Source organism: Halodesulfovibrio oceani subsp. galateae (genome assembly GCF_055397225.1).
Map to the genome: position 1 here is coordinate 807008 of NZ_AP042453.1, position 22176 is coordinate 829183.

Annotated in this window: 15 protein-coding genes; 6 read left to right on the forward strand and 9 right to left on the reverse strand. The window is 45.4% G+C overall.

Features of this window, described 5'->3' with window-relative positions; translation table 11 throughout:
* Positions 1–100: 100 nt before the first annotated feature.
* Both ACZ5V1_RS03625 and ACZ5V1_RS03630 read right to left on the reverse strand, forming a co-directional pair.
* The gene (locus ACZ5V1_RS03625) at positions 101–1501 is read right to left on the reverse strand and encodes a sigma-54-dependent transcriptional regulator (RefSeq protein WP_464390655.1); all 1401 of its coding nucleotides are present in this window, start codon (positions 1499–1501) and stop codon (positions 101–103) included.
* Positions 1491–3380, reverse strand: coding sequence for a PocR ligand-binding domain-containing protein (locus ACZ5V1_RS03630; protein WP_464390656.1), 1890 nt, complete (start codon positions 3378–3380; stop codon positions 1491–1493). Before ACZ5V1_RS03630 ends, ACZ5V1_RS03625 begins: the two co-directional genes overlap by 11 nt.
* 363 nt (positions 3381–3743) lie before the next feature.
* Here ACZ5V1_RS03630 and ACZ5V1_RS03635 point away from each other — a divergent pair, with 363 nt between their 5' ends.
* The 3 genes from ACZ5V1_RS03635 to ACZ5V1_RS03645 are packed head-to-tail and all read left to right on the forward strand — an operon-like array spanning position 3744 to position 7575.
* Positions 3744–4145 carry a GlcG/HbpS family heme-binding protein gene (locus ACZ5V1_RS03635; protein WP_464390657.1) on the forward strand — a complete coding sequence of 134 codons (402 nt, stop codon included), beginning with the start codon at positions 3744–3746 and terminating at the stop codon, positions 4143–4145.
* A 24-nt stretch (positions 4146–4169) separates the two neighbouring features.
* Entirely contained in the window at positions 4170–6557 is a 2388-nt protein-coding gene (locus ACZ5V1_RS03640) for a glycyl radical protein (protein WP_464390658.1), read from the forward strand.
* 52 nt (positions 6558–6609) lie between these two features.
* The gene (locus tag ACZ5V1_RS03645; protein WP_464390659.1) at positions 6610–7575 is read left to right on the forward strand and encodes a glycyl-radical enzyme activating protein; all 966 of its coding nucleotides are present in this window, start codon (positions 6610–6612) and stop codon (positions 7573–7575) included.
* 104 nt (positions 7576–7679) lie between these two features.
* On the opposite strand, the gene cutC is transcribed toward ACZ5V1_RS03645, so the two are convergent.
* The 4 genes from cutC to ACZ5V1_RS03665 form a co-directional block, all read right to left on the reverse strand.
* Positions 7680–10121 carry a choline trimethylamine-lyase gene (gene cutC / locus ACZ5V1_RS03650; RefSeq protein ID WP_464390660.1) on the reverse strand — a complete coding sequence of 814 codons (2442 nt, stop codon included), beginning with the start codon at positions 10119–10121 and terminating at the stop codon, positions 7680–7682.
* A gap of 282 nt (positions 10122–10403) precedes the next feature.
* Positions 10404–10928, reverse strand: a complete 525-nt coding sequence (locus ACZ5V1_RS03655; protein WP_464390661.1) for a MerR family transcriptional regulator — start codon at positions 10926–10928, stop codon at positions 10404–10406.
* 143 nt (positions 10929–11071) lie between these two features.
* The gene (locus tag ACZ5V1_RS03660) at positions 11072–11677 is read right to left on the reverse strand and encodes a hypothetical protein (RefSeq protein WP_464390662.1); all 606 of its coding nucleotides are present in this window, start codon (positions 11675–11677) and stop codon (positions 11072–11074) included.
* A 316-nt stretch (positions 11678–11993) separates the two neighbouring features.
* The gene (locus ACZ5V1_RS03665; protein ID WP_464390663.1) at positions 11994–12833 is read right to left on the reverse strand and encodes an ABC transporter substrate-binding protein; all 840 of its coding nucleotides are present in this window, start codon (positions 12831–12833) and stop codon (positions 11994–11996) included.
* 207 nt (positions 12834–13040) lie between these two features.
* Between ACZ5V1_RS03665 and ACZ5V1_RS03670 the strand changes: the two genes are divergently transcribed.
* Complete coding sequence (locus ACZ5V1_RS03670; RefSeq protein ID WP_464390664.1) at positions 13041–14678, forward strand: L-serine ammonia-lyase, iron-sulfur-dependent, subunit alpha; 1638 nt, start codon at positions 13041–13043, stop codon at positions 14676–14678.
* 267 nt (positions 14679–14945) lie between these two features.
* Here the strand turns inward: ACZ5V1_RS03670 and ACZ5V1_RS03675 are convergent, their stop codons facing one another.
* The 3 genes from ACZ5V1_RS03675 to ACZ5V1_RS03685 are packed head-to-tail and all read right to left on the reverse strand — an operon-like array spanning position 14946 to position 17842.
* A complete protein-coding gene (locus ACZ5V1_RS03675) occupies positions 14946–16424 on the reverse strand; it encodes a tripartite tricarboxylate transporter permease (RefSeq protein ID WP_464390665.1) in 1479 nt (492 codons plus the stop codon).
* Positions 16425–16435: 11 nt separating this feature from the next.
* Positions 16436–16894, reverse strand: a complete 459-nt coding sequence (locus ACZ5V1_RS03680) for a tripartite tricarboxylate transporter TctB family protein (RefSeq protein WP_464390666.1) — start codon at positions 16892–16894, stop codon at positions 16436–16438.
* A 6-nt stretch (positions 16895–16900) separates the two neighbouring features.
* Positions 16901–17842 (reverse strand): Bug family tripartite tricarboxylate transporter substrate binding protein, encoded by a 942-nt coding sequence (locus tag ACZ5V1_RS03685; RefSeq protein WP_464390667.1) that lies wholly within the window; start codon positions 17840–17842, stop codon positions 16901–16903.
* A 583-nt stretch (positions 17843–18425) separates the two neighbouring features.
* Here ACZ5V1_RS03685 and ACZ5V1_RS03690 point away from each other — a divergent pair.
* Positions 18426–19778, forward strand: coding sequence for an ABC transporter substrate-binding protein (locus tag ACZ5V1_RS03690; RefSeq protein ID WP_464390668.1), 1353 nt, complete (start codon positions 18426–18428; stop codon positions 19776–19778).
* Positions 19709–22174 carry an ATP-binding protein gene (locus ACZ5V1_RS03695; protein ID WP_464390669.1) on the forward strand — a complete coding sequence of 822 codons (2466 nt, stop codon included), beginning with the start codon at positions 19709–19711 and terminating at the stop codon, positions 22172–22174. Before ACZ5V1_RS03690 ends, ACZ5V1_RS03695 begins: the two co-directional genes overlap by 70 nt.
* Positions 22175–22176: the final 2 nt, after the last annotated feature.

A 22176-nucleotide genomic window follows, 5' to 3' on the forward strand; every position in this document is an offset into this window, starting at 1 on the left:
TGGGACAGTGTTAAGAAACATACTGTTATGAAAAATCTTTTTAAAACAGATAGGTATATCTTTAGCGCATGTGTGCTTAGTCTAACTCTCTTTAACCTTATTACTCTCGCAGATACTTACTTATTGCTTGACGTGTCACTCCTATAAGCTGCGCAGCGCCGGATTGGTTGTTGTTTGTGCGTATGAGGGCTTCGTTGATGAGAGCTGCCCGAATTTCTTTTAATGAAGGAAGGGTGGGGCCAAATGTAACTGGAGTTTCAGGCTGTTGTGCTTTTGCAGATTCAGGTTGGTAGTCGTAGGAGTGGGTGAGAAGTCTTTGCACATGCGTAGTACTCAGAAAGTCGTCAACACAGGTGCCTGTACAATCTAGTATGAGATTTTTCAGTTCTCGTATATTCCCCGGGAACGTGTATTGCGATAGGTAATCAGCGAGTTCCGTTGGGTTTGATGTAACCATCTTTCCCAAATTGATTTCTGCTTCATGCACAAAATGTGAGATGAGTTGAGGAAGGTCTTCCTTGCGATCACGAAGGGGCGGTATGTGCAGTAAATGCCCTCGCAGTCTGTAAAATAAATCTCGCCTAAACTGGCCGCTTTCTTGTAATTCGTTGAGATTTTGGTGGGTAGCAGCGACAATACGTGCAGAGGAACGCTTTGCCATATCTGACCCAAGTGGTAGATATTCATGTTCTTGAAGAAGGCGTAGGAGTTTTGTCTGTGAAGCAAGGCTCAAGTCTCCAATTTCATCAAGAAACAGTGTGCCGTTCTTTGCTTTTTCTACAAGCCCCATTCGGGGTTTTGTTGCTCCTGTATATGCTCCTTTAGTATGCCCGAACAGTGTATCTGCAACTATATTATCATCAAGACCAGCAATGTTGAGAGCAACAAATTCTCCAGTACGTCCACTGGAATTGTGTACAGCTCTCGCTACTAGCTCTTTGCCGACACCACTTTCTCCTGTGATGAGTACAGGACGGGAAGTTTCAGCAATTGCTTCAATATATTGGAAGATGGAATGCATTTCTTTGTTTTGCGTGACGATATTTTCAAAATATTCTGGGTGATCCAGCTCTTTTTTGAAAAAACGTTCTCGAAGTGAAGAGTTTTCCTGCCGTAGCTCAAACATTTCGATGGCGTGACGGACTGCGGCAATGAGAGTGTCGCGTTCTTCTGTCTTAACTATAAAATCAAAAGCACCAAGGCGCATGCAGTTAACAGCACTTTTTACCTGATTAAGTCCGGAGATTACAAGGATTGGAATATTAGGATGCTGGGTGACTATTTGCGGAATAAGCTCTTCGCCTGACAGCTTGGGCATCATAAGGTCAATCGCAACCGCACAGAATCTTTGTGATGCCAAAATGGAAAGGAGCTTGCTACTGTCGTTTTCTGTTACAACATTGCCAATTCCTTTAGATCGTAGAGTTGTTTTGAAGCTGGCGAGCCATGAATCTTCATCGTCTACAAGCAAAATAGGGTGTCTTGGATAGTTATCGGACATCTTTTTCTCCATGGTGAGCTATTGGTAGATGGAGTTGTGCAATGGTACCCCCGTCGGGGTGGGGGATGAATTGTAGCGTTCCGGAATGTTCCTGCACGATTGCTGAGGAAACGGATAAGCCGAGACCTGTACCTCCGGAATCTCGTTTGGTAGTGAAAAAAGGATCGGTAATTTTCGATAATAAATGTTCAGGAATACCGCTTCCTGTGTCGGCTACGACAATTTCAACTATCTGTAAGTCTACAAGATATTGTGATGTGACTGTGACGTTATCCTCTTTGTTGATAAGAGCCTCGCAGGCGTTAACGAGTAGATTGATGAAGACTTGTGAAAGGCGCTGTCTGTTACCCTGTACTGGTGGAAGGCTCGTAGCGAGGTTGGTGGTAAAGCTGCTGGTGTGCATGGAGATAAGTTTTTCCAGAAGAGGAAGGGAGCTGCGGATCATTTCGTTTATGTCGACGTCCCACATTAATTGGCTTGGCTCAACACGTGAGTAATCTTTCAGGTTGTTAACGATTCCCTTGATCCGTGATGCGCCGTCTTGCATACGGGAAACTAGGTTCGGTAGCTCTTCCCGTAACGAAGAATATTCTAATCCTCCTGCCAGAAAGTCCCCGTTCTCTTTGTAATAGTCGTCCAGGATAGGCGTAATGCTTTGCCAAACGTCATTAATGAGCGGCAAGTTCATTGTCATAAAGCTGTTGGGATTGTTGATTTCGTGTGCAACGCCCGAAACTAAAACCCCCAGCGAAACCATTTTGTCTGCCTGAATAAGTTGCTGCTCTTTTTCCTTTGCCTCTTGCTCAGACTGAATGCGCTGAGTGATGTCGCGAACAGCACAAACACGAACGTTTCTGCCTTGAAACGTAATGTTTCGCTCTTGCACTTCACAGATTATCGACAGCGTATTTTTGCATTGAAATTCCCCCTGAAACCATAAATTCCCACCTTGCTCAGAATATTCACGAATCGCTTCCCTAAATTCAGGTGCAGCAAGAGAGTTGATTGTCCTGCCTATGAGTTCTTCCCGCGTGAAACCAAACAGGGTGATAGCGGCTTTGTTCGCTTCCAGTATCTTCCCTTTGTGGTGGATAAAGATTGCCTCAAAAGTGGAATCGGAAAGTTGTCTGAAGCGTTCTTCACTTTCCCGCAATGCATGTTCCGCCTGTTGGCGTCTGGCAATGGCTTGCGCTTGTCGGTAATTTTGTTGTGCGAGCGTGGAAAGCTGATTTGCAATGAGGCACAGCGCATTACATACCTTGTAGAATTGTTCTTTAGGCATGATTGGTACGTTTTCATACGCTGTTCGATATGCTTCTTCATCTGCTCCAATCGCCTTCGCGTATGCAATAATCTTTTGATCTGGTTCAGAAGACGTTCGACGCTGCCCAATAATCCAATTTGCAATGTGGCGTTTGCCTACATAAATGCTTGTCCCGCCATCCAGAAGCCCACTGCTTAAACATGGTCGCATGATAGGTTCTAGGGGATTAAGTGTTCCGAATGCTGCGTCTGAGCGCATACAGTTTTTTAGCCCCAACTTAGTCTTACGAATAACATCATTACACAGGCTGCAGAAACCACTCGGTTTAGTGATTGGTCTTCCTTCAGGATCTGTAATGATTGAAGCCACATTGGTTGCTTCTGCAAAGGCATCTTGAATTTTCTGGATCGCAGTAAGATCAAAAATATTATCAAATTTGAAATGAATTTCATCGGGAAGAAGAGTGTTTGATTCGGGCGGAAAGTTGCAGGATTGTCCGAGGTTTTTCCACAGGGTTTCTTCTGCTTCAAGCAACGTAATGCGTTCTTGGAGTGACGCTATTTCTCCATGTAACGACAATAGAACATCATTATTGCGTGCGGCATTTGCAGGCATACATTCTCCAGCTGCTAAAGCGTGTAAACCATGTGTCAACCAAACAAACACAGCAGGTTAACGTAGATGGTTGGCGAGTATCTACGTGAATACAAACAGATAGCGAGAAGGAATGTCAACTGCGGTTTACAAAAAGGAGGGTTTTCTAACCTGTGAAGCATGTTGTCTTGTTTTAACTATCTGAGATATAGAATTAAATTTTGTTTGGAATAAATCTTCCTATAAGCAGATGAGATACGCTCTTGGTTGTTACGAAGTTTTGTTTAGCAGTGCGTCGGGTCAGGTTACATCTTAATAATTAGATGAACGTTTTTCTGTAGATGCCTTGCTGAAATTTTCAGAACAAATGTTACGGGAGTTCCAATGTATATTTCAAAAGAAACAGCATTACGAATGATCACAGCTGCTGAAGAGAAGGCTGATGAGTTAGGTGTCCCAATGGTTATTGCCGTTGTTGACAGGGGTGGAAACTTGATTGCTCAGGTTCGTCAGGATGACGCCCTGTTGGCTAGTATCGATCTTGCCCTGAATAAAGCCTACACCGCTGTGGCTGTAAAGGTCTCCACAGAAACTCTTGGAGAGCTCGCACAACCGGGTCAGAGTTTATATGGAATCCAGACAGACAAACAGGGACGTTTTGTTATTTTTGGTGGTGGACTCCCTGTAGCACATGAGGACGTAATTATTGGCGGAATTGGTGTGAGTGGTGGAAGTGTGGAGCAAGATATTGCTTGCGCCAGTGCTGGCTTGAGTGCGTATTGTTAACAGGGAATATGTAAGGAGAAATTTATGACGACTAATCCCCCGAAAATGGTGATCCCGAAACTGTATGGCCCAACAGACCGCGTTTCTCAAGCGCTTGACCGTTTCGTTAATACTGCACCAGCAATTTGTGCAGAGCGCGCAGTTCTTTTAACTGAATCTTACAAGGCAACAGAAGGACAACCAATTGCGATTCGCCGTGCAAAGGCATTAAAAAATGTGCTGACAAACATGTCCATCTTTATTCAGGATGGCGAACTTGTAGTTGGTAACCAGTGCAGTATGCCGCGTTCTGCCCCAATTTTTCCTGAATTTTCCTGCAAGTGGGTAGAAGAAGAGCTTGATCGTCTGGAAAAAAGAACTGCTGATGTTTTTCTTATTTCTGAAGAAACAAAAGATAAGCTTCGGAGCGCATTCACATACTGGGATGGCAGAACTACTAACGAAATAGCAGCAGCATTTATGCCTCCAGAGTCATTGGAAGCGCACAACGATGTCGTCTATACAGTGGGTAACTACTTTTATAACGGTGTGGGGCATATTTCTCCTGATTACAATAAAGTACTCACTGAGGGTGTTTTCTCAGTTATTTCATCTGCTGAAGAAGCCATTGAACAGTTGGATTTCACCGATGCTGACGCTCAAAATAAACGCCGTTTTCTTGAGTCTGTAATTATTGCAAACAAAGCTGTTATCGCTTTTGCAGAACGTTTTGCTGCTCTTGCAGAAGAAAAAGCTGCAACTTGTGATGATGAGCGTAAAGAAGAGCTGTTAGAGATTGCTCGCATCTGCCGTCAGGTTCCTGCGCACCCTGCAACTACATTACAGGAAGCACTGCAGGCATTTTGGTTTGTACATCTTGTTGTACAGATTGAGTCAAACGGACATTCGATCTCTCCTATGCGCTTTGATCAATATATGAATCCGTTCCTGCAGGAAGGTTCTACCTCTGTTGAAAGAGCGCAGGAACTGCTCGATATGCTTTGGGTTAAATTCTCTGAATTAAATAAGGTTCGTGACGAAGCTTCCACTATGGCTTTTGCTGGCTACCCAATGTTTATGAACCTCATTGTTGGTGGACAGTCCCGAGATGGTGCTGATGCCACGAATGCCATGTCTTTCCTTGTGTTGCAGGCTAGTGCGAACACAAAATTATATGCCCCTTCTCTTTCCATCCGTATTCATGAAGGCACACCTGATGTTCTGTACAAACGTGCAGCAGAGGTAAGTCGTTTAGGATTAGGATATCCAGCATATTACAACGACCGTGTGATCATTCCGGCTCTTCTTGCTAGAGGTCTGAGCAGAGAAGATGCTCGAGATTATGGCATTATCGGCTGTGTAGAACCACAGGTTGGCGGTAAGACAGAAGGGTGGCATGACGCTGCGTTCTTCAACATGTCTAAAGTTATCGAACTTTGCTTGAACGACGGTGTGGACAGACGTACAGGCAAGCAGATTGGATCTAAAAGTGGTAAGCTAGAAGACTTTACGAGCTTTGATGAAGTTATGAAGTCTTACGAAGCCCAGACAAGTTATTTCGTAAAGCTCATGGCTGCGGCGGATAACGCTGTCGATATGACCCATGGCAAGCATTGTCCGCTACCGTTCCTCTCCGGATTAGTAGAAGACTGCATTGGTCGTGGAATGTCTCTTCAGGAAGGTGGTGCTATTTACAACTTTACAGGCCCGCAGGGTGTTGGAGTTGCTAATGCCGGTGACTCTCTTGCTGCAATTAAGAAGCTTGTCTTTGAAGATAAGTTAATTACCGCCAGAGAGTTGCAGGAAGCATTGCACAATAACTTTGAAGGGCAAGAAGATTTGCGTCTTATGCTCGTAAACCGCGCGCCTAAGTATGGTAATGATAACGACTTTGCCGATGCCGTCGCAAAAGAAGCGGCAGGCATCTATTGCAACGAAGTGAACCGGTACAAAAACCCGCGCGGTGGCAAGTTCCAGCCGGGTCTGTATCCCGCTTCAGCAAACGTGCCGCTTGGTTCTGTTGTAACTGCGACTCCTGATGGCCGCATGGCTTGGAGTCCGCTCGCAGATGGTGTCTCCCCTATCTCAGGCTACGACAGTTGCGGCCCGACGGCATCAGTGTTGTCCGTTGCTAAACTTGATCATGAAATTGCATCAAACGGAACATTGCTTAACCAGAAGTTTCATCCATCAGCACTCGAAGGTGAAAATGGTCTGGATAACTTGAAAGCAGTGACTGAAACGTACTTCCAGAATGGCGGCTTCCACGTTCAGTATAACGTGATCAGCCGTGAAACGTTGGAAGAAGCTCAGGAAAATCCAGATAGCTATAAAGGACTTGTAGTCCGAGTTGCCGGATACAGTGCATTCTTTACAGCGTTGGATAAATCGCTTCAGGACGACATTATTGCCCGTACCGAACAGACCTTTTAAGCAACGCCGCGGAGTCGGGAGGTCCGGCTCCGCGTTACAAAGGACATAGAGCATGACGTGGAAAGAACGCCAACATTCCTTTCGGTTGTCTGACAAAGATAACGCTGCATTAACCGGAACAGTCTTTGACATTCAACGGTTCTCTGTTCACGACGGTAACGGGATTCGAACATTAGTGTTTCTTAAAGGATGTCCACTGCACTGTAAGTGGTGTCAGAATCCGGAATCAATGAGTCCGAAGCCGGAGTTAATGCGTCTTCCTCATTTATGCATCGGATGCGGAAAATGCATTGAAAAATGTCCGGAAAACGCTTTGTCTGTTGATGATCAGGGCGAGTTTATTATTGAGCGTGATAAGTGCACATACTGTGGAGAGTGTGTTGAACATTGTTACGCTGGATCGATGACTATTGTTGGTCGTTTCATGACAGTAGATGAGGTGATGGATGAAGTGGAGCGTGACCGGCATTTTTATGAGACGTCCAACGGAGGCGTAACATTTTCCGGTGGCGAACCGACTATGCAGTCAGAGTTTTTGATTGAATGCTTGCGCGAGTCTCAGCGTAGGGGCATGCACACTGCAATCGAAACCTGTGCAATGACTACCTCTGAAACATTTCAGAAAGTATTAGAACATACGGACTTAGTACTGACTGATATAAAGCATATGGATTCTGACCAGCATAAGGCGCTTACAGGGGCTTCTAATGAGCAAATTCTGCTCAACATTGCCATCGCTGCGGCGATGGGGAAGAAGTTGCGTATAAGAGTTCCATTAATTCCTGGTTGCAACGATTCTGTGGAAAATATTGAGGCAACGGCTAAGTTTGTTTCATCACTTGGCTCGGCTGTTGAATCTCTGGATATTCTGCCATACCACAGGCTTGGTGAACCGAAATGGGAACAGTTGGAGCGAACATATCCACTGCACGGTATTGAACCACTCGATAAGGCTATTGTGCATAGTATGAAGGATGTTGCCAGCAAGTACGTGGCACATGTAACAGTAGGGGGGTAAATCTACTGTTACAGACGATGACGTACTCTTTTGCTTCAGTTGTAATGAAAAAAGGCATCATTAATGATGCCTTTTTTATTACACTTTTAGAATGCAGGTGCTGGTTAATTATTGTAGCCCAGTATCGTACGGCTAATAATTTCGTCCTGCACTTCTTTGCATAGCTCTACAAAGAAAGCACTATATCCAGCCACGCGGACAATGAGATCTCGATATTCTTCAGGGGTTTTTTGTGCTTGGATTAGGGCTTCGTTATCAAGGTAGTTAAATTGCATTTGCGCGTTACCTAACATTGAAGCCGTTTGCAGTAACGTGATTAAGCCAGCTTTCTCTTCAGGTGATTCTAGGGTTCCCTTCAGCAGCTTGAAGTTGTGCGACATCCCAAGGCTCATGGATTCAACGTTGAGTTTGCCCACAGAGTTGATGATCGATGTAGGACCATTCTTATCTGCGCCTTGGGAAGGGCTCATGCCATCTGATAACGGAGAATTCGCGATACGGCCATTAGGAGTGGCTGCAATCATTTCCCCAAGTGGAGTGTTGAATGACTGAGACAACGTGCCGTGAATCAGATGAGCATATAATGTTTTGTGCTGATTGCTTGTTTTTTCTGTGAAATCGATGAGGTCTGTTGCAATCATGTCTGCGTAATCATCATCATTCCCGTATTTGGGAGCGTTAAGACAATCTGCCTGCAATTCTTCATACCCTTTCCAGTTTGCATTAAGCGCTTGTTTCAGTTCTGTAACAGTGTATTTCTTTTCATCAAAAACAAGTTTCTTAATTGCTGCCATACTGTCAACGTAGGTACCAAGTCCGGCAAATATTGTACCCGGGCCACCGTACATAACAGCGCCACCGGCAGTAACGTCTTTGCCGTTTTGCATACAGCCATCAACAAATAATGACATGTACGGCGTAGGCATCGTGTCGCGGACAAGCTCTTGGTTGATAACCGTGCCTTGCGCAGTTAGGTCTAAAATATGAGCGATCTGCTTTTTGACTGCGGCATCAAAATCTTCATAGGTTTTAAACTGTGATATGTCGCCGGTATCCAGCCCCACCTTGCTACCGTAAGATTCCAGCACACCGTGATTGAAAACAAATTCGATAGCGACAGGCCACTGCGTAAAGCCGCCTGCTGTCCATTGGTGGATGCGTCCGGATTTTTGTGGCTCAACACAACCCATGAGGGAGTAGTCGCGGGCATCTTCATAATCGAACCCTTTTCGGAGCATCATCTTTATGTGCGCATCGTCGAAATGACAGGCAGGCATTCCACTACCAGCTTTAATTACTTCAACAATTTTTTGCAGATATTTTTGCGGAGACTGATTGTGGATTCGGCAGGCAAGAGAAGGCTGGTACACTCCTACTTTGCTGACAGCATCCATGACAAGGTATGTCAGGGCGTTGGTTCCGTCGCCGCCTTGCCGTTTAATTCCGCCAACACAAAGGTTGATGAATGGCATGTAGCCTGCGAAATATTGAGCTGTTGCTCCAGGAGTATACCAGATCATTTCAGAGCATTTGAGGATGAAGCAACTCATTAACTCAAAGGCTTCTGCCTCTGATACTCGACCAGAGTCTATGTCTGCTGCAAAACATGGATAAACGTATTGGTCAAAGCGACCAAGAGAAGTGCTGCACTGGTTTTCTTCCAGCAAGAAGAGGGACTGGATAGTCCAGATGGCTTGCAGGGCTTCATGAAAATTTTGGGGCGGATTGGCGGGAACAGTGGCATTAACTTCGGCTATTTTTTCAAGTTCTGCCTTGCGGGTAGGGTCTTGTTCTTCCTGTGCTAATTGCAGTGCATAAGCAGAAAGACGATTTGCATAAATAAGGATTCCGTCACAGATTTCGAGCGCTGCTTGGTAGTGATGTATCTTCTTTGCGTCGTCTTTGGTTGCATCAGCCTCTTTTGGTAATTGGGCTAGATTCATTTCTGCTTCAGCTCTTACGCCATTAATTCCCTTGGTAAACAAAATGATGTCATACCCAGGGCTTGTGTCTCCGCCGCCACTGGTATGGTGGTAGGTCAAGTCGCTTACGCAGGCTTCGGCAGAAAACTCCCATAATCCCTTTTCTCGAAAAGCATCCTCACATGCTTCATCAAGAGACCGATCTTCCCAAAAAGGAAAGAGCTCTTCGCGCATTATCTTTTTATCTTCTTCACTAATCTCGTACGGATCTTGAGCACGGGTTCCTATGGTGTCCAGCTCGTCCCGAAGCCATTTCCATGCTGTATCAGGAGAGAATGAACCGGCACGAGGTTTACCACAAGGGTGTCCTACAATCAGCTCACCGCTTTGAATTCTCAGCGGTGCGGTTTCGCAGGCTCTTTTAAAACCTTTGGCGCGACGCACATTGATTGGCAGGTTCGGGTACTCTTTTGTGACCTCAGTGTACGCCAGAGCGCGTCTTATGGTGATACTCGGCTTCACCTTCAGGTAAGCATCTTTAAGGCGCTGAATGCGTATAGGCAGCTGCGGTGTGCTGCTGATGTTGTCCGTAGGGTTGTTGTCGCTAGATGTAGTGCAGGTCATAAAAAGATTCCTTTGGTTTGCTAGTGCTTGATTACAGTCTGTTGCGCCTGAAGGTTTCATTGTGCGAACTCAATAATTTTGAGTGCTGGATTGAGTCTGTTATATTCTGAGGTTGCACTATAGCGAATAGAGTTTTTTTGTGAAGCCCCTCCCGTAGGGGAAGAGTTTACATAAGTGTCAGGTAGCGATTAAAAACGCCGCAAAACAATGTGTAATTGTTGTGCGGCGTTCGTATGCTCCCAAAGTAGTAATGGTCGTAGCTGAGTAATGATGCTTTTTTTACTACTTTTTTTGAGTGGAGCTGCGTATTTTTTTTATTTCATCTGGTGAAATATTGAGGGATTCTAAAAATTGTTGATGTGCTTCAGGTTCCATTTTTTCAAACTGCTGATGCCAGTTGTGCATGTCTTGATCGCTCAAGCCTGCAGCCTTCATAATGTTGCTCCAGCGTTTTTTAGTGACCATCTGGTTTTCTAGCAGGTCAGGATGCTTAAGAAGGGTCATAATGGCTTTTTGCTGCAATCTGAGTTGCTGTATCTCTGTTTCAAGAGCTTTGAATTGATTGCATAGGATTTGCTCCTGTGTTGCTTCATCATCCCGATCTAAGAGTTCAGGTAATTGCGCGACAGGTAAACCAAATGACCGGTATGCCATGATCATTTCCAGTCTTGAAATTTCTTTTTCACCATACCAGCGATAATTATTTGAAGAGCGTTTTGTTGGCAGAAGTAAACCCGCTCGTTCATAATAGAGAATAGTTGTTCGTGATATACCAAATTTTTTAGCCAGTTGGGAAACTGTGATCATCGTACTATCCTGTCATCGTAAGTATCTATATTGCAGATTCATATTTTTCAGCAAAAGGGCTTTTAGCCTACCAGTTATGCTTGGTGACCGCCATCGACGTGCACTGACCCGTTACTGGATTGTCGCGGTCACCAAATTATTCGTTAGGACAGCGATGCGAAATATTTGATGAGGAGTGTTTCCCATTCATCAATATACTTTGAGTAATCTTCCGCAGTGAAGGTGCTGATGAATTTGTTACCTTTTTCATCAATGCCGATGTATTGGTAGCTAACCTGAACTTCAGTATTTGTTGCGTCTATGGGAGTGCATTTTACAGTTACAATGCCCACCTTATCGTTTGGCTCAACTTTGTAAAATTGAACAAAATATGTTTTCGGATCATATCTTTTTACAAGCCAGACAGCTTTTGTGGAAGCATGGTCATGAGTTTGTGTCAGGAAAACATAATCTTCATGTAATTCTGTAGATCCCATAACGTTTTTATATTTCCAATCGGGAACCCACAATGTTTCGCCTTCCGCGCTAAATAATGGAAAGAGGACATCTACCGGTTGGTTCATGGTAAATTTTTTGGTGTAGGTTACAGACTGCATGGTGCCTTCCTGTCTTTTTTGTAGCTCTTTAATTTGTAAGGTAATCTCGCGATGCCCAAGCTGATAGGTTGGCTGAGTGTGGCTGGCAATTGCTGTCAGCGTAACGGCAGTCAGTATAACTATAGTGAAAAACAATGTATGTAATTGTTTCATCAATGGTGTAACTCCTGATATTGAACGATGCCACACGGCAAAGATAGTTATCAGGCCTACACTGGTAGACAGGTCAAGTGGAAAGCCTGCGAGATGTTGTGACGATGATCATGAGCGTGTAATTTGTGCTTGTTTGCTGAGTCGTGATGAAGGAGCAGGGTACATTGCGGCATGGTCAGATGGGTGTAATAACTAAGTGCGACACCTCAATAAAAAGAGCAGTTATGGATGATGTCCATAACTGCTCTTTTTATGAGTCGTATTTCGCTAAGCGACACAGAATATTGACATATTCTGTGTCCGGCAAAATGTACGCTTAATGATCGTACTGAGATGCGTAGGCTGCATCGTTGTACATGGCTTCACCGTGTTCAGCTTTACCGAAGGTTCTGAGCAAGTTCTGGCCTTCCTCGCCTTTGAGTAATTCGATAAATTTCTTTGTAACTTTTGCCTGTGGGCCTGTAGGTGAAAGCAGAGCGTGGTATGTGTTGATCAACATAGGATCGCCCTTGAAGAGTACTTTAAGATTTTTGATATCCTTTTTTGTGGCAACCCATGTGGAGGAGTCAGTCATAAAGTAACCTTTGTTACGGTCAGCTTTAAGCAACGTAGCCTGCATGAACTTATGGGTAGTCTGGTACCATTTTCCTTTCGGAGCGATGTTGGCTTTTTTCCAGATTTTGAGTTCTTTTTTGTGCGTGCCTGAATTATCGCCGCGTGAGTAGAACAGTGCACCTGCTTTGGCAATGTTACCGTACGCTTCAGCTACGGATTGAGCTTTTGCGATGTTTGCAGGGTCAGCAACTGGCCCGACCACGTAAAATTCGTTTGAACCAATGAGGGTACGCATTCCAGCCCAGCCATCAGCAACAGCTTTTTTCTCAGCAGCCGGTGCATGAACCATAACGATGTCTACTTTTCTTGCTTTCAAAAGCTTTAAAGATTTTCCTGATCCAGCTTTTTTCCAACACATAGTGGTGTCGTTTGTGCTGTTAAACTTGTCTGCTAATGCTTCAAGAAGACCCAATTCGCCGGGACTTCCTGTTGCAAGAGTAAATACAGTGTTGCCGTTGCCGTATGTGGCTTTGCAATCATTTGCTGTTGCTGCGAGCGGAAGGGCGAACAGTAAGAGGGCGATGATAATGAGTTTGCGCATAAGGGATTCCTTTTCGAGTATGTTAATATTCACTGATTGAGTGTTTTTATTCTCTCTTTGCCAAATTAGGAAGAGGAATTAGTGAATGGAAGAGTAATATATTGCTATTAAAATAGGATGATTTTACCCATTACCTACTGTGCGGTGCCAGTTAAACTGTTTCTGGGAAGTTAGTATGGAGATGCTGACGCAATATAAGGAAGCGATATGAAAAAATTACCATCAAGCATTTTTAATGACGTAATTGGTCCTGTTATGGTCGGGCCATCCAGTTCTCATACAGCCGGCCCTGCCCGTATCGGCTACCTTGCAGGGCAATTGTGCGGCGGCAGGCTCACATGTGTGAAAGTGATGTTTGAAACGAATGGTTCCTTTGCCATGACGTATAAGGGGCAGAAATCTGATCAGGGTTTGGCAGCGGGTTTGTTGGGGATGCTCCCGCAAGACCCGCGTCTGTCTGATGCACTTTCTCTTATCAAGGCAAAGGGGATTGAACTGGTCGTTGAGGTAAAAGATTTTGAAGCAGATCACCCTAACACTGTCTTGTTGGAATTGATGGATGAGAATGGCGGAACTGTTTCTGTAAGCGGTCTGTCAATCGGTGGAGGGTGCATTGAGCTGAATGAGATAAATGAATGTCCAGTTTCTTTGGCTGGCGACTACTACGAACTTGTTATTTTACAGTCAGGCGGCACTGCTTCTTCTATGAAGAGTGTGTGTGGCGACGTTGAGTCGTTGTTACGTGAGGCGAATGTTGTCGCGCATGGTACTAGTATAAGCGAAAATGGAAAAAATAGTGATAACTGGCGAGGTGTTATTGTTATTCACACACGACAACAAATTCCACAGAGTTTGTTGGAAACAATAAAGATCCGTTGTGGTGATGCCAGTGTGCGTATCATTACTCCGGTAATGCCTGTGCTTGCATCTGCTGACTGCGAGGTGCCGTTCACTCGCGCTGCGGCAATGCTGGATTGGTGTGCAGAACATAATGCACCGTTATGGAAAGCGGCTGCGTTGTATGAGGCAGCCCGTGGAGGGGTGAGTGTCTCTGAAGTTTTAGAAATGATGGAACGAATAATTCGAGTGATGGAAGAGGCGGTTTCAACTGGTCTGGCTGGTGACTTTACAATGAAGGGTTTCCTGAGTCCTTCTGCAAGCAAACTTCGCGATGCTGTGATGGATGGCAAATTTATTCCAACCGGTATGCTGGACATGGCCACCGTGATGTCCGTGGCTGTGATGGAGCTTAATGCGGCGATGGGCTGTGTTGTGGCTGCGCCGACTGCTGGTTCTTGTGGTGTGCTGCCTGCCGCGGTGTTCAGCATGCTTGATCAGCTTGAGGTGCCACAAGATGCTAGAGTGGAAACAGCAGCAAAGGCAATGCTTGTTGCCGGACTTATCGGCGTGTTTATTAATGAACAGGCAACGTTTGCAGCAGAAGTCTGTGGCTGTCAGGCAGAATGTGGTTCTGCAGCCAGTATGGCGGCAGCAGCAATGGTTGAAATGGCTGGCGGATCAACAGAAGCAGCTTGTAATGCTGCGGCACTGGCTATGCAGAATTCCTTGGGGCTCATTTGTGATCCTGTGGCAGAGCAGGTGGAAGTTCCTTGCATAGGTCGTAACGTCGCTGCGGTCAGCAATGCTGTAACTGCTGCTAACATTGCTATGTACGGATTTCGCGGAACATTACCCCTTGATGAAGTTATCTGCGCCATGTGGGAAGTGGGAAATGCATTGCCGGATACGTTGCGTTGTACCGGTAAGGGCGGTTTGTGCACCACTCCGTCAGGTATTAGACTTAAGGAAGAAGTGGACAAGAGAATGTTTGGCTCGAAACCTTAAGAGCAATTGGGTCTGCTATGAAAATTTTGAAATTATGGGTGCGTGAACTGCGTTGTAGTATACGCACCTAGCTTCCGAATCATTGCTTTGCAACAATGCTATTTTCTTGAAATTAATCCTAAATTATAAAAATAGAAAACCCCCCTGCATCAATTGATGCAGGGGGAAAGCCATAGTGTGTCACTCTAGGCGATCTGTGACTTTGTCGTAGAATAGGTAGGGAGAACGACAAAGTGAAATCACTCGATAAGACTAGTGTGTGGCGTTTTACACTGACTTTGTACGATGCTTTTTAAGAATATTGATGAGTGGTGGTACTAACAGCAGGAAGATGATGAACCACAGTACAATTGCTTGCGGGCTTTTAAAGAAGATAGCTGCGCTACCTCTGCTCATAATAAGCGCCTGTGCAAAGCCTGTTTCGGCAATTGGCCCAAGGATAAGCCCGAGGATAAGTGCGCCAAGGGAGAAGCCTGTTTTGTGCAGAAGGACAGCTCCGAGACCGAAAAGCAGACAGAGGAAGACATCAAGCACACTGTTGTTCATTGAGTAAGAGCCAAGAACTGAGAACAGGCAAACAACAGGAATCAGCAGCTCAGTAGGAGTGAGTGCAATTCTCGCAAAGTACGGTGCCATGTACAGTCCCAGAATCAAAAATACGATGTTGGCAATGAACAGAGAGAAGATAAATGCATAGGTCATTGACCCGTAGGTGGTGAACAGCTCTGGACCCGGAATCAGACCGTGAACCAGTAAGCCACCAAGCAATGCCGCAGCAACACTGTTGCCGGGAATGCCAAGCGTAAGAGTCGGAATCAACGAACCGCCTACGCAGCCATTGTTACCTGCTTCCGCAGCTGCAATGCCTTCTGGATTACCCTTGCCGAATAGCTCAGGATTTTTAGAACGGCGTCTTGCGATGTTATAGGAAAGGAACGCCGCAATGGTTGCACCTTCACCAGGCAGAATACCCACAAGAGTACCGGTAAGAGAACCGATGCTGATGTATTTGAAAATACCTTTTGGCATTGGCTCACGTTTGATCTCGGTAACGAGTGCAGCGTTATCTACAACACTTCTTTTACCGGTCAGGGAAAGCATCTGCGAAATAGAGAACAGACCGATGAGTACCGGCATAAATGCGACACCGTCGTACAAGTCTGTCAGTCCTGCTGTGTAGCGGAGCATTCCGGAGATAGGGTCAGTGCCGACAACAGCAATGATCAAACCAATCACACCGGAGATTAGGGACTTGATAAGGCCGGTTTTTTCGTCAGCCATGGAAACAAGACCCGCGAGTCCGAGAATCGCAAGCAGGAAGTATTCTGGCGGTCCAAAAGAGAGTGCAAATGTTGCAAGGATTGGAGCCAGAATTAGCAAAATGATTGTTGAGAATACGCCCCCGACGCAACTTGCAATAACAGAAATTTTAAGCGCTAAGCCCGCACGACCTTGTTGTGTCATCGGGTAGCCTTCCAGTGCGGTTGCTACTGCTGCCGGAGTGCCCGGTGTGCGCAGAAGAATCGCTGGAATAGAGCCGCCGTACATGGCACCACAGTAGACGCCGCCCATAAGAACAAGACCGATGAGTGGATCAAGAGTAAAGGTGACAGGGATTAGGAGCGCAACTGCCATAGTCGCTGTCAGACCCGGCATACCGCCGATGATTACGCCGGAAATAGTTCCGAGAACTACAGCAAGCAATGGCAAAGGTGCCATCAGGGAATATATTGATTCTAAGATCATACGATGTATCCTTATCCGAACAAGCTACTTGTCGGGAGAAAAACTCCAAGCAATTTTTCGAAAACGAGGTAGACGAAAAGCAAAATTCCTCCAGAGGTAAGGCTGATAAGAATTGGTTTTCGTGCTCCAAGTAGAAGCATAGCTACCGGAAGAAAAACTGCTGATGCCAGATAGAATCCTAAGAACTCAAATGAGGCAGCATAGACAAATAACAGGATGCAAAGTCCCCAGAATCGGCGGGGAGCGTCTGCCATGTTAAGAGGTGCTTTCTGGTTGTCCTGTTCTTTCTTTTTGGACGCAAAGAACAGCTCTGTAAGGCATAGAATGCCAAGACAAATTCCCAAAAAGCGAACATATGCGGCTGTCGAGCCCTGAACGAATTTTGGGTACGCTGCGGTGCTGTTGTAAAGCAGCACCGCAAGTACCAAAAATCCGCCGAGGAGCAATAACTCAGCAAATCTTTTTGTCATATTGTATTACCAAGGGTTCTTGTCGTAGAAAGACTGTGTTTCTGTCTGAAGGCCTTCAAGGTATGCGCGGTAGTCTTCGCCGGACATTGGCAGCTGGCTGTAGACATTTCTTTTGCAGTCAGCAATGAAGTTAGGATCGCTGTTAACTTTCACGAGAAGAGCATCAAGCTTAGCAAGAATGTCTTTGTCGATGCCGGAAGGAGCAACAAAACCGCGGGTAGCAGTCATGTTTACAGCGTAACCCTGTTCAGTAGCAGTTTTAACCTCTGGAAGAACGTCGGAACGCTCTGCATTGAGGAGAGCGATAACACGAGCGGTGCCCGCTTTGTGCTGTGCCTGCATCTGGGAAAGGTTCATGATACTTGCATCTGCGTGACCACCAAGGATCAGTGCTTTCTGCTCAGTAGAACCTTTTGTAGGCAGAAGGTTGAATGTAACTTCAGCTTTGTTTTCAAATTTTTTGGCAGCAATAAAGTCATCGGAACCAATGCCGTTAACAGCAACGGTCAGCGGGTTCTTTTTTGCCATTTTGATGAAAGAAGCGAGGTCAGTGATTGAGCTGTCTTTAGGAACAGCAATGAGTAATGGATCGTCTACAGCGTTGCCCATTACGTGGAAGCTGTCGAGAGTGTAGCGAGCACGTTTGGACACAATGTGAGATACAATCTGAGTGGTAAAAACTAAGCCGATTGTGTGGCCGTCTTTTTTAGCACGGGCGATAGCTTCAAAACCTTTCTGGCCGCCAGAACCAGGAATGTTCTGAACTACAAAATTAGCCTCAGGCCAGTAGTTTTTTGCTGCATTAATAAAAATGCGGGCAGTTGTATCAGTTGATCCACCAGCTTTGGAAGGAACAACAATTGTGATTGGCTTGCTTGGGTATTCAGCCATAGCATACATAGGGAAGGCAAAAACGAGTGCCATGAGTAATGCTAAAATTCTTTTCATTACATACTCCGTGCTTTGTGTGCGGCATATATCCGCCGGTTAACAATTACAGCCGGCAATCCATCAACCGGCAGCATCATAATTGTGCAAAAAAAAAGAGAGTTGGTTATAGCTCCCCTCTTCCTACCGTGACAAAATTTTTCACAGTACTTGTCATTATTAATCAAATATTGTGCCATCGAGAGATGTGAGGGTAATGCTTTAAATTTGTTGTAAATGACGAAAATGTCAGCATTTTTAATAGATATAATGTGGGTCGTTTCTGACACGTACATGTTCGGAAATGACCCGTGACTTTTTTCTACGGGAAAGCATTTGGTTGAAGTGGGGGCTGTTATTGAAGACAGAGCAGAGGCTGAGCCGAAGAAAATTTGCGAAGTGGGTAGAGCGTTCCGTGAAGTTTGGTAGAAAATTCCGAACGTGTTCTTGACCCATGTTAGAAACATTTTTATACTTTCGCGATTGCCGCTTAGTGTTATTATAAATTTTTATATAAGTCATATTTTACAATTACTTATACGTAGCACATCCGAATGCAGGTACACTGTTCATGCTGGTTTGCGGTACCATCTGGAGGTTAGTAATGAACGTTGGCTTCTTAAGGGGAGTTCGATACGTCTGCTGGTGTATGGTCGGAGTCGTTTGTGCTCTACTTTTTTGCGGGATTGTACCTGCTGCGGCGAAAGCCGTTCAATCGTCTTCTTTGCGAATAATTACTTCTTACCCTCCCGATTTTTATGAACCGTTTATTGAACGGTTTAAGTCTCTCCATCCTGAAATCAAGGTTTCGATTTTAAATAAAAAAACGGCTTCTGCCGTTGCTGAACTGTTGCGTGGAAATAACAGAAACTTTGATGTGTTCTGGTCATCGTCACCCGATGCGTTTGAGATTTTGAAACAGGGCAGCATGCTGAGACGCACAGAACGGGCGCGGCAGTACAAGGCAATGAGTGGTGAAGGATTTTCTGTAGATGACCCTGACGGCTATTTTTATGGATTTGCGTTGTCCAGTGTGGGGTGGATGTGGAACGATTCATATTTAAAAAATGAAAACATTGATGCTCCGAAACGTTGGCAGGACTTAGAAGATTCAAAATATTACAGCCATGTGGTCATGTCGACTCCTTTGCGGTCAGGGACGACACATCTTATTGTGGAAAGTCTTTTGCAGAAGATGGGGTGGGAAAAAGGCTGGGCGTATCTGCTACGCATGTCCGGTAACCTTGTAACTCTTTCTGCCCGCAGCTTTAGTGTGACAGAAGGGGTTAAGAGCGGACTGTATGGTGTGGGACTGGTCATCGATATTCTGGGTCGTGCGCCGGATGTAAAGGATGTGAAGTTTCGATACGGCGAACCTGTTCTTCTGATGCCTGCGGGGATTGGGGCACTAAAAAACAGTGTGAATTCTTGTGAAGCAGAAATTTTTATAGACTTTATGCTGTCGCCGGAAGGGCAAGCTGTTCTGCTTAAGCCGCAGATTCGTCGCCTTCCTGTTGCTCAGCAGATGTACGACAGCGGCAAACTTGCACAGTCTCAATTGTTCAAATTGATCAAGGAAGGCAAGGCAAAGCCGTACAATTCTTCCTTGTCGCAGGTGCGCTACAACCTTGTGAATAATCTGTTTGAAGAATTTATTACATACAAGTTGTTAGAGCGACGTCAGCTTTGGAAGCGTTTGCTTTTGTTGGAAAGTCAATATGCTGCAAATGATCCGTATTTTCTTTCAGTAAAGAAAAAGACGCACAGTCTGCTTAGTGAGATTCCTGTAACTGACAAGCAGAGTCTAGACCCTGTGTACAATGCAATATTTTTTAATTCGTTTACGGGAACACCGAGAAGTTCCGAACAGCAGCAGCAGATAGAGCAGTGGCAGCAGTTTATAGAAAAGCGATTGAAAAAAGCCAACAAGCTGTTGGATTCAGTGCAAAGAAAGTAATGATACCATCGTTTTTTACTAAATTAGGCATTTGGGAGCGACTGCTCCTTGCTTTTGGTGCAATTGCGGGAATGACTGTGCTGGCGGTTTTGACAGCGCTTTTTCTTTTGGACAGTTCAAGCGAAATTTTTGCGACAATTACAGAAAAAAACTTGCCGGAATTAGCGCAAGTCGCTGACGTGGCAGAGACTGGCGGACAAATTATTGCGATTGCCCCTAACCTTGCCTCGGCACCGGATGAAGAGACCCAAAAAAGAATACGTGCGGATCTTGATTTGCTGTTGCAGCAGTTCAGTCGTGAGGTGGGGCTTCTCGAACATACAAACCCCCAGCTTCGTCGTGGAATAGATGACCTGCTTGGGCGTTTGAAAGACAACCTGTTCTCATTACAGATTGTTGTAACGGATCGATTAAGAGAGGAGAAACGTCTTCAAAAGCATATGGAGCGTTTGCGCTGGCTTTATTCTGATATGCTTGAGGAGATTGAGCCCCTCAGTCAGGACTTAAACTATAATCTTGATGCTGAAATTGATCGAATCCGTAGCGCAGCAGGGCAGGGCGAAAAAAATATTTCTGCTGCAAAGCTTCGCTCCAACCGTCGGTTTAAAAAGATAGTTGATCGTATCGGTAGTAATGGCGATTTACTGGTGAGTCTGTTGTTACAGGCTTCATCGGCGCAACAAGATGCTCAGGTTGATAACTTGGCTGCTCTTGCAAGTGACACCATTGCTTCTCTACGGTTTAGTCTGGAGCATTACTCTGACGAGGCAAGTGCGCTTACATTGCATCAGGTGTTTTCAGAAGTGCTTACTCGGGCTGAAGGGCCGGATGGTGTTTTTGCTCTAAAAAAGCGAATTATAGCAAATAATATCAAAGGGCAGGATATCCTTGCTGAGAATGCTCGAATTGTGGGGCAGCTGCGTACTGTCATCAGAACGGTTGTAACACGTACGCAGGCTGAAGCCTTGAGTGCGGCAGCTATGACCAAGGGCAAGTTAGAACGTGCTCGGTGGGCACAGCTAGGGCTGGTTTTTGTAAGTTTGATTCTTGCTGCCTGTGTTTTGTGGTTTTATGTACGCGGCAGTATTGTGGCACGACTCAATGCCTTGGCGAGCAGTATGCAAGCCATTGCCGGAGGAGAGCTGCAATACAGCATACCGGAAGCTGGCGATGATGAAATTGGCAAGATGGCCGGTGCACTGCGCGTCTTCCGCGATACTGCTCAGGCGGTAGAAGAGGCAAATGCTCAGGCTATTATTGATAACGCCGCGGTAGGGCTTGTTATTGCTGACCCTGATGGAACCATTCGTTTTTTCAACATGATGGCTGTCAGCTTATTCAATGCTGATCCACAGGTAATGATCGGACAGAATCTGTCTTATTTCGTGTCAGTACCGGAAGAGCAGGCATTTTGCGATGCGTGTTCTCTGGCATTTAATTCTGAGAATAACGGGCAGATCGTGAACGTGTATCAGGGCGTCAAAAGCGACGGTTTTGAATTTCCGATAGAGGTGGTCATTCGTCCTGTTCAGCAGCGGAACCAGCGAAGCTTGATGATTACCCTGCATGATGTGACAGAGCGTGAAAAGGCTCAGGAGCTATTGCAGAAGAGGGTGCGGGAAAAGACTGATCATTTGAGTGTAACAAACGCCAAACTCCGTCAGGAAGTTAAAGAACGTCGCAGGGTGCAGGATGAATTAGTGCAGGCCGGTAAATTGGCGGCTCTTGGTCAACTTTCAGCAGGGATTGCTCATGAGTTGAACCAGCCATTGTCTGCGATCCGCTATTATCTGCACAATGCCCGATTGCTTTTAGAGCGCGGACAGATTGAAGTTCATCAGGAAAACATCGACAAAATTGATAACCTGAGTGCAAGAATGGCCACGATGATCAATCACTTGAAAAAGTTTGCTCGTCTTCCTTCAAACAAGCTGCATCCGGTAGAAGTAGTTCCAGTTATCGAACAATCACTGGCTTTGCTTACGGCGAGAATTGTTGAAGATAACATTGTTATCGAACCGCGTTACAAAGAGCAGTCGTACATCATTACTGCAGAAGATATTCGGCTTGAGCAGGTGCTGGTTAATGTTTTTGGTAATGCCATTGATGCGGTGGGGCAACAGGACGAAGGGGAACGGAAAATTTCTGTTGATGTTATTGAAGCAGAAGAAACTATTTCTATTGAAATTACCGATACAGGGGCGGGGATTCCGCCAGAAGTTAAAGAATCAATTTTTGACCCGTTTTATACGACCAAAGAGGTCGGTAAAGGACTCGGGCTTGGGCTTTCTATTTCCTATAACATTGTGAAGGATATGAGAGGGGAGATTAGCGCCACTAATGCTGCAACTGGTGGTACCAAGTTCACTCTTTCATTTCAAAAAGCTGCTGGATAATT